The 11,875-nt window shown below is 72.9% G+C and carries 14 protein-coding genes; 9 read left to right on the top strand and 5 right to left on the bottom strand.

Annotated elements, in window-relative coordinates; translation table 11 throughout:
* Together AB0I76_RS01985 and AB0I76_RS01980 are read left to right on the top strand one after the other, a co-directional pair.
* Positions 1 to 790: geranylgeranyl reductase (locus AB0I76_RS01985; RefSeq protein WP_357028529.1), on the top strand; the 790-nt coding region annotated here is incomplete at its 5' end.
* 31 nt (positions 791 to 821) lie between these two features.
* Positions 822 to 1,592 (top strand): isoprenyl transferase, encoded by a 771-nt coding sequence (locus AB0I76_RS01980; RefSeq protein ID WP_357028526.1) that lies wholly within the window; start codon positions 822 to 824, stop codon positions 1,590 to 1,592.
* Between the two features lie 43 nt (positions 1,593 to 1,635).
* Here AB0I76_RS01980 and otsB read toward each other — a convergent pair whose 3' ends face one another.
* The 3 genes from otsB to AB0I76_RS01965 all read right to left on the bottom strand — a co-directional run bounded on the left by otsB (position 1,636) and on the right by AB0I76_RS01965 (position 3,509).
* On the bottom strand, positions 1,636 to 2,460 hold the full coding sequence (gene otsB / locus AB0I76_RS01975) for a trehalose-phosphatase (RefSeq protein WP_357028523.1): 825 nt from the start codon (positions 2,458 to 2,460) through the stop codon (positions 1,636 to 1,638).
* Positions 2,461 to 2,554: 94 nt separating this feature from the next.
* Positions 2,555 to 2,908, bottom strand: coding sequence for a hypothetical protein (locus AB0I76_RS01970; RefSeq protein ID WP_357028520.1), 354 nt, complete (start codon positions 2,906 to 2,908; stop codon positions 2,555 to 2,557).
* Positions 2,909 to 3,068: 160 nt separating this feature from the next.
* On the bottom strand, positions 3,069 to 3,509 hold the full coding sequence (locus AB0I76_RS01965) for a helix-turn-helix transcriptional regulator (protein ID WP_357028517.1): 441 nt from the start codon (positions 3,507 to 3,509) through the stop codon (positions 3,069 to 3,071).
* Positions 3,510 to 3,773: 264 nt separating this feature from the next.
* On the opposite strand from AB0I76_RS01965, the gene AB0I76_RS01960 reads away from it, so the two are divergent.
* The 6 genes from AB0I76_RS01960 (at position 3,774) to AB0I76_RS01935 (ending at position 9,105) form a co-directional block, all read left to right on the top strand.
* Positions 3,774 to 4,118 carry a hypothetical protein gene (locus AB0I76_RS01960; protein WP_357028514.1) on the top strand — a complete coding sequence of 115 codons (345 nt, stop codon included), beginning with the start codon at positions 3,774 to 3,776 and terminating at the stop codon, positions 4,116 to 4,118.
* Positions 4,119 to 4,149: 31 nt separating this feature from the next.
* On the top strand, positions 4,150 to 4,500 hold the full coding sequence (locus AB0I76_RS01955) for a hypothetical protein (protein ID WP_357028512.1): 351 nt from the start codon (positions 4,150 to 4,152) through the stop codon (positions 4,498 to 4,500).
* 376 nt (positions 4,501 to 4,876) lie between these two features.
* Positions 4,877 to 6,292 (top strand): PhoH family protein, encoded by a 1,416-nt coding sequence (locus AB0I76_RS01950; RefSeq protein WP_357028509.1) that lies wholly within the window; start codon positions 4,877 to 4,879, stop codon positions 6,290 to 6,292.
* Between the two features lie 267 nt (positions 6,293 to 6,559).
* Positions 6,560 to 7,258: a lytic transglycosylase domain-containing protein gene (locus AB0I76_RS01945; protein WP_357028506.1), complete on the top strand. Its 699-nt coding sequence runs from the start codon at positions 6,560 to 6,562 to the stop codon at positions 7,256 to 7,258.
* Positions 7,259 to 7,370: 112 nt separating this feature from the next.
* Positions 7,371 to 8,024 carry a rhomboid family intramembrane serine protease gene (locus AB0I76_RS01940; protein ID WP_357028503.1) on the top strand — a complete coding sequence of 218 codons (654 nt, stop codon included), beginning with the start codon at positions 7,371 to 7,373 and terminating at the stop codon, positions 8,022 to 8,024.
* Between the two features lie 112 nt (positions 8,025 to 8,136).
* Positions 8,137 to 9,105 (top strand): NAD(P)/FAD-dependent oxidoreductase, encoded by a 969-nt coding sequence (locus tag AB0I76_RS01935; protein ID WP_357028500.1) that lies wholly within the window; start codon positions 8,137 to 8,139, stop codon positions 9,103 to 9,105.
* A 21-nt stretch (positions 9,106 to 9,126) separates the two neighbouring features.
* Here the strand turns inward: AB0I76_RS01935 and AB0I76_RS01930 are convergent, their stop codons facing one another.
* Positions 9,127 to 9,816: a TetR/AcrR family transcriptional regulator gene (locus AB0I76_RS01930; protein ID WP_357028497.1), complete on the bottom strand. Its 690-nt coding sequence runs from the start codon at positions 9,814 to 9,816 to the stop codon at positions 9,127 to 9,129.
* A gap of 135 nt (positions 9,817 to 9,951) precedes the next feature.
* On the opposite strand from AB0I76_RS01930, the gene AB0I76_RS01925 reads away from it, so the two are divergent.
* Positions 9,952 to 10,881, top strand: a complete 930-nt coding sequence (locus AB0I76_RS01925; protein ID WP_357028494.1) for an NAD-dependent epimerase/dehydratase family protein — start codon at positions 9,952 to 9,954, stop codon at positions 10,879 to 10,881.
* 3 nt (positions 10,882 to 10,884) lie between these two features.
* Here AB0I76_RS01925 and AB0I76_RS01920 read toward each other — a convergent pair whose 3' ends face one another.
* Positions 10,885 to 11,859 (bottom strand): DMT family transporter, encoded by a 975-nt coding sequence (locus AB0I76_RS01920; protein ID WP_357028535.1) that lies wholly within the window; start codon positions 11,857 to 11,859, stop codon positions 10,885 to 10,887.
* Positions 11,860 to 11,875: the final 16 nt, after the last annotated feature.

The raw sequence follows: 11,875 nt of genomic DNA, 5'->3' as shown, positions 1-11,875 counted from the left end.
CGCCGTACGCAGGGTCGAGGTCCGCGCCGACCGGGTCGTGCTGGACGGTGCGGTCACCGCCGCGGCGGTGGTCGGGGCGGACGGGGCCGGATCGGTGGTCCGGCGGGCGCTCGGGCATCCGGTGAACCCGGACCGTCACCTGGCGCTGGCCCTGCGGGGGTACGCGCCGGCCCGGCCCGGGCCACCCGAACAGCTCATCGTCACGTCGGCGCCACGCTGGCCGGCGTACGCCTGGTCGTTCCCCATCGGTGACGGCCGGGCGAACGTCGGGTACGGGGAGGTCCTGCGGGGTGAGCCGCTGACCCGGGCGCACCTGGTCGACCGGCTCACCGCGCTGCTGCCCGGCACCGACCCGGCCACGGTCACCGATCTACGCGCCCACCACCTGCCGCTGTCCACCCACCGTCCGGCGCCGGGTCGGGGTCGCGTGGCGCTCGCCGGTGACGCGCTCTCCCTCATCAACCCGTTCACCGGGGAGGGGATCTTCTACGCCCTGCTGTCCGGGGCGCTGGCCGGCGCGGCGGCGGCCCGTTCGCCCGAGCACGCCGGTCGGCGCTACAGCGACGCGTTGCGTCGTCGGCTCGGCGTACACCTGCGGCACAGCTCGACCGCGGCGTGGCTGGCCCGCCGGCGGTTGGTGGTGGACGCGGCGGTCCGGGCGGCCCGGCGTGACGACCGGGTCTACCGGACGGTGGTGGAGCTGGGGCTCGGTGACGGGCGGCTCGACGCCCGCACGCTGGGCATGATCGGCTTCGGACTCGCGACCCGGGATCGGCCTCCCCACCGATGATGCGCGACCCCGGTCGCTACGCTGCTAGGTGATGACTCTGCGGGACCTTGTCTACTCGGTGTACGAGCGACGGCTCACGGCGAAGCTCGCCGGCAAGCCGGTGCCCCGTCACGTCGGCGTGATGTGTGACGGAAACCGCCGGTGGGCCAGGGAGATGGGCTTCGTCGACCCCAACGACGGGCACCGGGTCGGCGCGGAGCGGATCAAGGAGCTGCTGCGCTGGTGCGACGCGGCCGGCGTGGGGCACGTGACCCTCTGGCTGCTCTCCACCGACAACCTCTCCCGGCCGGCGGCGGAGCTCGACCCGCTGCTCCAGATCATCGAGGACCTCACCACCGAGCTCGCCGAGGAGGGCAACCCCTGGCGGCTGCGCATGGTCGGTGCGCTCGACGTCCTGCCGGCGCACCACGCGGCGGCGCTGAAGGCGGCGGAGGAGCGCACCCAGGAGCGCAGCGGTGGCGCCCAGGTCAACATCGCGGTGGGGTACGGCGGCCGGCGGGAGATCGCCGACGCGGTGCGCTCGCTCCTGCACGAACACGCCCGGGCCGGCACCAGCATCGAGGAACTGGCCGAGGTGCTCGACGTCGACCACATCTCCGAGCACCTCTACACCCGGGGCCTGCCGGACCCGGACCTGATCATCCGGACCAGCGGCGAGCAGCGCCTGTCCGGGTTCATGCTCTGGCAGTCCGCGCACTCGGAGTTCTACTTCTGCGAACTCAACTGGCCGGACTTCCGGCACATCGACTTCCTCCGGGCGCTGCGCGCGTACGCCAACCGGCACCGCCGCTTCGGCAGCTGAGCCCGGCGGTGCCGGGACCGCGTCGGCCCCGGCGCCGGTCGGCTCAGGTCAGGCGGGGCAGGGCGGCGGTGAGGAAGTCACCCAGCGCGGCGGGGGAGTCGATGGTCAGGTCGGCCGCGTCGGCGACCTCCTGGCCGGTCTCCGGATTGGCGACGGCGACGCACACGCCGAAGAAGTTCGGATCGGCGGCGGCCCGCGCGCGCAGCGCCGCGAACGCCTTGATGTCGGAGACGTCGTCGCCGAAGTACCAGGCGGCCTCGGCGTCCCGGATCACCTCGTCGATCACCATGCCCTTGTCCCGGTCGACGGGGGGCTTCAGCTCCAGCACCATCCTCCCGGCCTGGACCCGCAGCCCGAGCCGCTCGGCCTGTGCCCGGCCCCACGCCTCGATCGTCCCGCCCAGCCGGGGAGCGGTGCGCCAGTGCAGTGCCACGGAGAGCCGCTTGAACTCGACCAGCGTGCCGGCGGGCAGCTCGGCCCGGGCCAGGTCGGCCAGCTCCGCCATGGTGGGCACCCAGGGCAACGCCGCCGGCTCGGTGACGGTCTCCCCGCCCGAGTGGCTGTGCTCCAGGCCGTAGAGGCCGTAGAGGTCGACGCCGCCAAGGCCGCCGAGGTGGTCGCGCAGGAACTCCACCGGTCGGGCGGAGACGATCGCCACCCGGCGGACGACCGGGGCGAGCGCCTCGATCGCGTCCAGCACCTTCGGTGCGGGCTGCACCGCGGTCGGGTCGTCGTCGACGGGCGCCAGCGTGCCGTCGAAGTCGAAGAAGAGCACGGTCCCCGCCGCGCGGGCGGCGGTTGTTCGCCAGGCGTGGTCGGCGTTCAACGGAGTCCCCGGCTGTTGGTTGCGCAGATTCAACGGCGGCACGCGCGACAGCGTACCCCGGGGATGGGGGCCCATTCCCGAGCGCGAAAGTGACGTCCGGCCGACGGTTCGGTCGGTGTGCGACGTCGGTGCAGGGTCAGCGTTCGGCGGCTCCGCGTCCGCGCCGGCCGAACGGCACCACGGCGGCTTCCTGGCCCTGGCTGAGCAGGTACCCCTCCACGAAGCCGCTGTTCCGGTCGCCGGTGTGCGTCTCGATCTCGTTGAGCCGCGCCACCAGGAACTCGGTGAGCGCGCTGACCCGGTCGTTGAGCCGGTCGTGCAGTTCGGCGACCACGGCCAGGACGACCGCGGTGCCGGCGGTGGTGAGCGCGAGGAGGTTGACGAGCAGGGGTAGTTCCCCGCCGTCGACCGCCAGCGTCACCGCGTTCCCGGTCGCGCACAGTGTCAGGGACACGGTGGCGACCACCACTGCCAACCACTTCAGGGTCATGGACAGACCCCTCCTTCTGTCCCGCAGGGCTGGATTCGGCCTTGTCCCGTCCCCCCGCCGATGACGAGCCCAAGCAGTACAAACGGACGCTAGCGCGCGGATTCGGGCCCGGGAGCGAAACGAATGAGTCTGACCTGCTGTTCTTTCGCCATCTGAGGAACTAGCTGGCTTCTTTACCTCGTTTTCGGACCTCGACCGGCAGAGTCGGCCGATATGCGAGGTAGCGAATGGTCTCGCGGATGTGGAACTTCTCCGCGTCGGACACCGTGGGGTCGACCAGGCGGCGCAGCAGTGCCTCCACGTCCGGGTCCATCGGTGGGGGCGGCGGGGCGGTGCGGGGGGAGGTCGCACGGTCCCAGCCCAGCGCGGCGAAGGCGATCGCCGGATTCAGGCCGAGGCCCTCGCAGAAGGCGACCACGCGCTCGGCCTCCGGGTCGCTGGCCCAGTCGCCGCGCACCCATCGGTTGATCGTCTGCCGGGACACGCCGGTGCGGCGCGACACCTCGGTGCCGCTCCAGGCCCGGGTGGCCCGTGCCTCGTCGAGCGCGCGGCGGACGAAGGTGGCGAAGGCGATCTTCCGTGCGTTGGCGGTCTCGGTCACCCCGCGACCGTAAGGCCAGGAGCCGGCGACCGGCTCCGGTGGCACGCGGGTGTCACGTGAACGAGACGTAGTTTTCGGTGCGCCGGTAAACGATTCGGCGGCCTTTCTGAGGGGTGTCACCTGGGTAGAATAGATGGCCGTAGGTGCGGGGGTAAGCGGACGAAAAGCTGATACTGTCACGCTCGTGGGACAATCTACGGTGTGTCACGTGCAGGAGACGATCAGTGCTCATATGCGTCACGCCAGTGGTCAGGAGGAGGTGCGGTGACCGAGCTCGCCACCCGTGCCCAGGCCTTCGGCCTGATCGCGGAGGGGGTCGCCGCCGGCCTGAGCGCGCCATGGCGCCTCTACCTGGCCCGGGGCTGTCGTTACCTCTCTCTCAGCGTCGGCGACCGTGCCGAGTGGAACGCCTGGCGTACCCACCTCGGCTGCCCGGAACTCAGCGTCCGGGTGTACGACGCGGGCGGCGAGATCCGTCGCTCCTCGGTCGCCGAGGTCGTCCTGGACTGCTGCCGGATCAGCGTCGAGCTGGTCGAGGAGGTCAGCACGGACGACCTGGACCGCCTCCTGGTGGTCGATCCGACCTCGGCCGAGCCGGAGGAACGATGACACGGCGCGCGCGGCGGACCGGAGTCGACGGATGAGCCCCTTCCTCGCGGTCTTTCTCGTCCTCGTGCTCGGCGCGACGAGTTACGCGGCGGGGCGGCTGCACGGGCAGCTCAGCTACCGCATCGGCTACCGCTTCGGCTACCGGCAGGGCTACTTCGACGGGGACCGGGGCGCGTGGAACCGGCGACGGCGCGACGCCCAGGCGGCCATCGCGTCCGCGCTCGCCGGCCCTCCCGTGGTCGAGACGACCACGAAGGCCGACCGGACCACCGGGGCCGCGGCGCGGGTCGGCACGACGTACACCGGGTCGTCCTTCACGACGTCGGACGCCCCGGTCGCCGGCCGGCACCCGGCCGGGACCCTGGTCCGGCGGACCGGTTGAGCCCGGCCGGCGGGTGACCCGAGAACCCGCCGGCCGTACTTACGACGCGGTGCGCCGTCCGCGGCGGATGCGCACCGTCGGGACCACGTCAGACCGGTGACGGGGGTCCCCACCGGCCGGGATGCGCGCAGGGGGCATGCATCCCGGCCGGTTCCGCCGTGCGTTCACACGCCGGACCCCGGAGATCCACGATCGCCCTCTAGCCGGGACGGGCGGACGCCGCTAGCGTCTAGGCATGGCGCGGGGTTGTCCCGGGCCAGCCGGCCCGCCCGGACCTGCGACCTCGCGCACGGGGTTTGCATCCGACCCCGTGTCCCCCCGGGCACCGGACGAGGCGGAACACGGGTGGCGGGTGCCCATCCGTCGGAGCAGGCCTGTGACGACTCGCCGTACCTCTGCCGGTGCCGACCAGACCCCGGCCGCGACTGCCACGACCCGCCGGACCACCCGCGGCCGCCGCGCCGCGGCCGCCGCGCCGGTCGAGACCCAGGAGCCCCGACCATCCGGCCAGGCATTCGTCCTGGACACCTCGGTCCTGCTCTCCGACCCGGCGGCCTTCCACCGGTTCGCCGAGCACGAGGTGGTGCTGCCGCTGGTGGTCATCACCGAGTTGGAGGGCAAGCGCCACCACCCCGAGCTGGGCTGGTTCGCCCGCCAGTCCCTGCGCCTCCTGGACGACCTGCGGGTCCTGAACGGCCGGCTGGACCGACCGGTTCCGGCCAACGACCAGGGCGGCACCCTGCGGGTCGAGCTGAACCACACCGACGACGGGGTGCTGCCGCCGGGTTTCCGCACCGAGTCCAACGACGCCCGGATCCTCTCGGTGGCGTTGAACCTCGCCGCCGAGGGACGTCAGGTCACCCTGGTCAGCAAGGACATGCCGCTGCGGGTCAAGGCCGCCTCGGTCGGCCTGCACGCCGACGAGTACCGGCACGGGCAGGCCAGCGACCCGACCTGGACGGGCATGTCCGAACTGGAGCTGAGCGAGGAGCAGATCAGCCGGCTGTACGGCGGTGAGGCGCTCGACCTGGACGAGGCGGCCGGGCTGCCCTGCCACACCGGCCTGGTGCTGCACTCCAGCCGGGGCTCGGCGCTCGGCCGGGTGCTGCCCGACAAGACGGTACGGCTGGTCCGCGGCGACCGGGAGGCGTTCGGCCTGCACGGCCGCTCGGCCGAGCAGCGGATCGCCCTCGACCTGCTGCTGGACGACTCGGTGGGCATCGTGTCCCTCGGTGGCCGGGCGGGCACCGGCAAGTCCGCTCTGGCGCTCTGCGCCGGCCTGGAGGCGGCCATGGAGCGCCGCCGGCACAAGAAGGTCATCGTGTTCCGCCCGCTGTACGCCGTCGGCGGTCAGGAACTGGGCTACCTGCCGGGTTCGGAGTCGGAGAAGATGTCGCCCTGGGCGCAGGCCGTCTTCGACACCCTCGGCGCGGTGGTGCACGAGAACGTGCTGGAAGAGGTGACCTCGCGCGGCCTGCTGGAGGTGCTGCCGCTCACCCACATCCGGGGGCGCAGCCTGCACGACGCCTTCGTGATCGTCGACGAGGCGCAGTCGCTGGAGCGCGGGGTGCTGTTGACGGTGCTCTCGCGGATCGGTCAGGGCTCGCGGGTGGTGCTCACGCACGACGTCGCCCAGCGGGACAACCTACGGGTCGGCCGGCACGACGGTGTCACGGCGGTGATCGAGGCGTTGAAGGGTCATCCGCTCTTCGCCCACGTCACCCTCACCCGTTCGGAGCGTTCTCCGATCGCCGCCATGGTGACGGATCTTCTGGAGGACAACTCGCTTTGATGACCGTTTAGACCGGCTTCATGCGCATAAATTGTGTGGCACAGATCACAATTCGATCTCTTGGTTTCCCAAGAGCCTCACTGTGCGCGATGGTGTCCCACGGCGCCCACGCACCAAAGAGATCGTTGGTGATCGTTCGTCACCCGGCGGACGGCATCGGTGACCACCGGTGCGTCGGCTGCGACCGGCAGGGTCGGGGCGCTCACGACACGGGGTCCTCCGCGGTTCCGCGTCGTGTGTCCGTGCCCCCGACGAAGGGACCACTTCGTGAGTCGGCTGTGGAGCCGGTTGGGCGCCCGCACGGCTGCTGTCGCGCTGCTCTCCGTGGGCGTTGCCGGCGGCTTCTACCTGGGCGACGACCGCGAGACCCGGCAGGACCCGACCGCACGGGTCGGTGTGGCGGCCGAGCAGGCCGTGAACGACCAGCAGACCGCCTCCGGCGTGCAGTCCGTCCAGCAGCGGACCACCGAGTACCACGCGAAGCTGCGGTCCGCCGCGGCAGCCGAGGCGGCCGCCGAGCGCGCGCGCCGGGCCAAGGCCGCCGCCGCGTCCCGGAAGAAGGCCGAGGAGGCCGCCGCCAAGGCCGCGGCGGCCGTCGAGGCCGAGGAGGAGAAGACCGTCAGCAAGCCGTACGACGGGCCGATTCCCGCCTCCTGCGCCGAGTTCAGCGGCAACCGGAAGATCGGCTGCGCCCTCATGCTCGAGAAGGGCTTCGCGATCGACCAGTTCCCGTGCCTGGACAAGCTCTGGGACAAGGAGAGCGGCTGGAACCACAAGGCCCGCAACCCCTCCTCTGGGGCGTACGGCATCCCGCAGGCGCTGCCCGGCAGCAAGATGGGCTCGGTCGCGGACGACTGGGAGACCAACCCGACCACCCAGATCACCTGGGGCCTCGGCTACATCGAGGGCCGGTACGGCACCCCGTGCAAGGCGTGGGCCCACTCGCAGGACGTGGGCTGGTACTGATCGGCGAGCGGCGGCGGGGCGTGTGGGAGTCCACACACCCCGCCGCCGTCGCCGGTACGCCGAAGGGCCGCCCGAGTGGCGGCTGTCGCCCACACCTGATAGCTCTTGACGGGTGACCCTGCTTCCGGGAAGCGGCGACCCGAACCGGTTCGGCACCGAGGCGTTCTACGCCGCGCTCGGCCGCGCCTTCGTCGCGATGTGCGCGGTCGTTCCGTTCCTCTTCCTCATCGAGGCCGTCGACCAGGGTCTGGCGTTCGGTCTCGACGCCGCGGCGGGCATCATCCCGCAGCGCATCGAGGGGCTCGACGGCGTCTTCTTCTCGCCGTTCCTGCACCACGGGTTCGACCACCTCTACAGCAACAGCATCCCGCTGATCCTGCTCGGCACGTTCGTGCTCGCCGCCGGCGCCCGCCGGTTCCTGTGGTCGACCCTGATCATCGTCCTGGTCAGCGGCCTGGGCGTCTGGTTCACCGGCTCGTCCAACTCGATCGTGGTCGGGGCCAGCGGCGTCATCTTCGGCTACCTCGGCATCCTGCTCACCCGCGGCATCGTCGAGCGGAGCTGGTGGAACTTCGCCGTCTTCCTGCTGGTCGGTCTCCTCTACGGCTGGCAACTGGTCGGCATCCTCCCCACCGACGAGCGGATCTCCTGGCAGGGCCACCTCTTCGGGCTCCTCGGCGGGGTCGTGGCCGCCGTCCTCTTCCGGCGCCGCCGGCGGGACCTCGACGGGCCGTACCGCCCGGAGTCCACCCTGACGCTGCCCTGACGCCGGAGGCGGCCCGCCGCCGCGCGTGGGACGTCCTTGCCCGGTCGCCCCGGCCGCCCTACCGTCAGGGGCCACACGCGTTGGTCCGTGAGCGGAAAGCGGCGGTGGATGCATGCGCGAGGTTGACGTCGCGGTGATCGGGGCCGGCCCCGCCGGTCTGTTCGCCGCCTACTACGCCGGGTTCCGCGGGCTCTCCGTCGCGGTGGTCGACGCGCTGCCCGAGCCCGGCGGCCAGATCACCGCCATGTACCCGGAGAAGCTGATCCACGACGTGGCCGGCTTCCCCGCGGTCAAGGGGCGGGACCTGGTGGCCAACCTGGTCGCGCAGGCCGCACCGTACGACCCCTGCTACCTGCTCGGCACCCGGGCGGAGAAGCTGTCCTACGCCGACGGGCGACCGGTGCTCGGTCTGGCCGGCGGCGAGCAGCTGACCTGCGGCGCGCTGATCGTCACCGGTGGGCTGGGCAGCTTCACCCCCCGGCCGCTCCCGGTCGCGGAGCACTTCACGGGCACCGGGATCGTCTACTTCGTACCGCAGCCGGCCGAGCTCGCCGACCGGGACGTGCTGATCGTCGGGGGCGGTGACTCCGCCTTCGACTGGGCGTCCACCCTGCAGCCGCTGGCCCGCTCGGTGACCCTGGTACACCGCCGTGAGCGGTTCCGGGCGCACGCCGGCACGGTCGCGCGGGTGCTGGCCACGCCGGTGCGCGTGGTGGTGAACGCCGAGGTGACACGGCTGCACGGCGACGGCGCCGTCAGCGGCGCCGAGATCACCGTGCGCGGCGGTGCGGCCGAGCTGCTGCCGGTCGACACGGTGATCGCGGCGCTCGGCTTCACCGCCGATCTCGGGCCGCTGGCCGAGTGGGGGCTGCACCTGGACCGGCGGCACATCGTCGTCGACAGCGCCATGGCCACCAACCTTCCCCGGGTCTTCGCCGCCGGTGACATCACCGAGTACCCGGGCAAGGTGCGCCTGATCGCCACCGGCTTCGGCGAGGCGGCGACCGCCGTGAACAACGCGGCCGTGGCCATCGACCCGTCCGCGCACCTGTTCCCCGGGCACTCCTCCGACGGCACCTGAACGCCGCCCCTCCCGGCCCGATCAGGCCGGCAGGCCGATCAGGTCGGCCATCAGGGCGGTCTGGTGGTCGAAGTACTCGTCGCGGTGCGGCACCGCCCGGTTGAGCCGCCCGAACAGCTCGAAGCTGATCAGCCCGAAGAGGTGGGTCCAGCCGGCCATGCCCCGGGCGAGGAGCGACTCGGGCAGGCCGGGGAAGAGCGCGGCACCGATCACCGCCAGGTCCTCCCGGACCGGCTCGGGCAGGTCCTCGGCCGGCGGGTCGAGCCGCCCGGCGGCGAGCCCGTCGCGCAGGATGCCGACCAGGGTCACCGGCGGCCGTTGCGCCGGTTCGACGGTGGCGTCCGGTGCCGCGTACCCGGGCACCGGACTGCCGTAGAGCAGCGCGTACTCCGCCGGGTGGGCCAGCGCCCAGTCCCGGGCCGCGCGGCAGGCCGCGTGCCAGCGTCCGCGCAGGTCGAGCCGGTCGCGCCCGGCGTCCGCCGCCGCCACGGCGTCCCCCAGCGCGTCGTACGCCTCGATGATCAGCGCGGTGAGCAGCTCGTCGCGGCTCGGGAAGTAGCGGTAGATCGCCGACGAGACCATGCCCATGTCGCGGGCGACCGCCCGCAGGGACAGGTTGGCGCCGTCGGTGGAGAGGTGCCGCCGGGCCACCGCCTTGATCTCGTCGATCATCTCGGCGCGGACCCGGGCGCGGATGGAGGAAGCCGGCATGCCTCCACCCTGCCACGAGAGAGAGCGGACATCAAATTCGAGAGCAGTGCTCTTGACGCGGGGGCGTCGAGATGTCAAGCTCGTTGCGAGAGCGGTGCTCTCAAAAGATATCCCTGATCCGAAAGGTGATTCCTGATGTCCCTGCACGTCATCGTCGGCGCCGGTCCCGTCGGCACCGCCACCGCCCACCGCCTCACCACCGCCGGCGAGAAGGTCCGGCTCGTCACCCGGCGCGGCACCGGTCCCGACCTGCCGGGTGTCGAGCGGGTGGCCGCCGACGCGTCCGACGCCGACCACCTCATCGCACTCACCGACGGGGCCACGGCCCTCTACAACTGCGCCAATCCGGCGTACCACCGGTGGCCGATCGACTGGCCGCCGCTGGCCGGCGCGCTGCTCACCGCCGCCGAGCGCACCGGAGCGGTGCTCGCCACCGTGGGCAACCTCTACGGCTACGGGCCGGTCGACGGACCGATGACGGAGGACACCCCGCTCGCGGCGACCGGCGTCAAGGGGCGGGTCCGCAACGGGATGTGGGCCGACGCGCTGGCCGCCCACCGGGCCGGGCGGGCACGGGTCACCGAGGTGCGCGGCTCCGACTACCTGGGGGCCGGTGGCACCTCACTGCCGATGCTGATGCTGCCCGGGGTGCTCGCCGGGCGGCGGGTGGTGCTGCCCATCGACTTCGACGCCCCGCACACCTGGACGTACACCGACGACGTCGCCCGTACGCTCGTGGTGGCCGCCACCGACGAGCGGGCCTGGGGACGGGCCTGGCACGTGCCCAGCGCACCGGCCGTGTCGGCACGGCACCTGGCGACCCGGGCCGCGGCCCTGACCGGGGCGCCGGCACCGAAGCTCACCCGGCTGCCGTACGCGGGGCTGTGGCTGGGCGGGCTGGTCAACCCGTTCGCGCGCGAGCTGCGGGAGACCGCGTACCAGTTCGACCGGCCGTTCCTGATGGACTCCCGGCCCGCGACGGAGACCCTCGGCATCGCGCCGACCCCGGTCGACGACGCCCTCGCGGCCACGGTCACGTCCCTCGGCGGCGCGTCCGGCCGCTAGTTGTTAACCGGGGGCCCTTTCTCTACCGGAGGCGTTAAGAAGGGGCCCTTCCTTACCGCTTGCGGCGGCGACGAGGACGGCGACCAGGGTCAGCGCCGCGCCCGTCAGGGTGGCCGGGCCGGGGCGCGCGGCGGCGGTGGGCAGCGCCAGGTCGAGCAGGACCGCGCCGATGATCTGCCCGGCGATGGTGGCCAGGCCGAGCAGCAGTACGCCGGTGAAGCGGACGATGGCGGCGGCCAGGGCGATGAAGAGGATGCCGATCGGGCCGCCCAGGTACAGCCACGGCTCGTCCGGGACGTTGCCGGTCGGGCGGCCCCGGACCGCCACCTCCACGGCGAACGTGGCCAGCAGCGCCAGCGTGCCCACGGTGAAGTTGACCAGGGTGGCGGTGAGGGCGCTGCCGGCGGCGCCCCGGACCCGCCCGTTGACGGCCTGCTGCCAGGCGATGCCCACCCCGGCCAGCAGCGGGAGCACGGCCAGGGCCAGGGCGTCCGGGTCGCCGAGCCGGTCGCCCACGGCGAGGAGTACCGCCAGCACGGTGAGTGCCGCGCCGACCAGCCGGGCGGGGGTGACCGGCTGTCGGCCGAGGGGACCGACGCCGGCCCGGTCCACGAGCAGGCTGCTGCCGGACTGCCCGGCCACCACCGCCACGGTGAAGACGGCCACCCCGAGCGTCCCCACGGTCAGTCCCTGGGTGGCCACCAGGAACGCGCCGCACACCCCGCCCAGGCACTGCCAGGGCCGCAGCGTCCCCTCCCGGAGGGCGGCCCGCAGGGCGACCAGCCCCCGCCGGCCGCCCGGGGTGGCCGGGACCAGCACCAGCAGCACCAGCAGGCCGAGGCCGAACGAGACCACCGCGGCGGCGATCCCGTCGGCCAGCCGTACGCCCAGCTCGCCGTTGATCCGGGACTGCACGGCCACCGCGACCCCGGAGGCGACCGCCAGCCCGATGCCGGTGGCCCGCCGCGTGGTCGACAGGGTGGGGTGTGCCGTT

It is taken from the genome of Micromonospora sp. NPDC049799 (assembly GCF_040656655.1).
Taxonomy (GTDB): Bacteria; Actinomycetota; Actinomycetes; order Mycobacteriales; family Micromonosporaceae; genus Micromonospora.
This window is presented reverse-complemented; position numbering and strand designations above follow the sequence as displayed.

What these genes read in the sequence shown, in the direction of transcription:
- AB0I76_RS01955 (WP_357028512.1), top strand. Translation starts at nt 4,150, where the DNA reads ATGAGCCCCTTCCTCGCGGTCTTTCTCGTCCTCGTGCTCGGCGCGACG.
- AB0I76_RS01935 (WP_357028500.1), top strand. Translation starts at nt 8,137, where the DNA reads ATGCGCGAGGTTGACGTCGCGGTGATCGGGGCCGGCCCCGCCGGTCTG.
- AB0I76_RS01970 (WP_357028520.1), bottom strand. Translation starts at nt 2,908, where the DNA reads ATGACCCTGAAGTGGTTGGCAGTGGTGGTCGCCACCGTGTCCCTGACA.
- AB0I76_RS01925 (WP_357028494.1), top strand. Translation starts at nt 9,952, where the DNA reads ATGTCCCTGCACGTCATCGTCGGCGCCGGTCCCGTCGGCACCGCCACC.
- AB0I76_RS01930 (WP_357028497.1), bottom strand. Translation starts at nt 9,816, where the DNA reads ATGCCGGCTTCCTCCATCCGCGCCCGGGTCCGCGCCGAGATGATCGAC.
- AB0I76_RS01980 (WP_357028526.1), top strand. Translation starts at nt 822, where the DNA reads ATGACTCTGCGGGACCTTGTCTACTCGGTGTACGAGCGACGGCTCACG.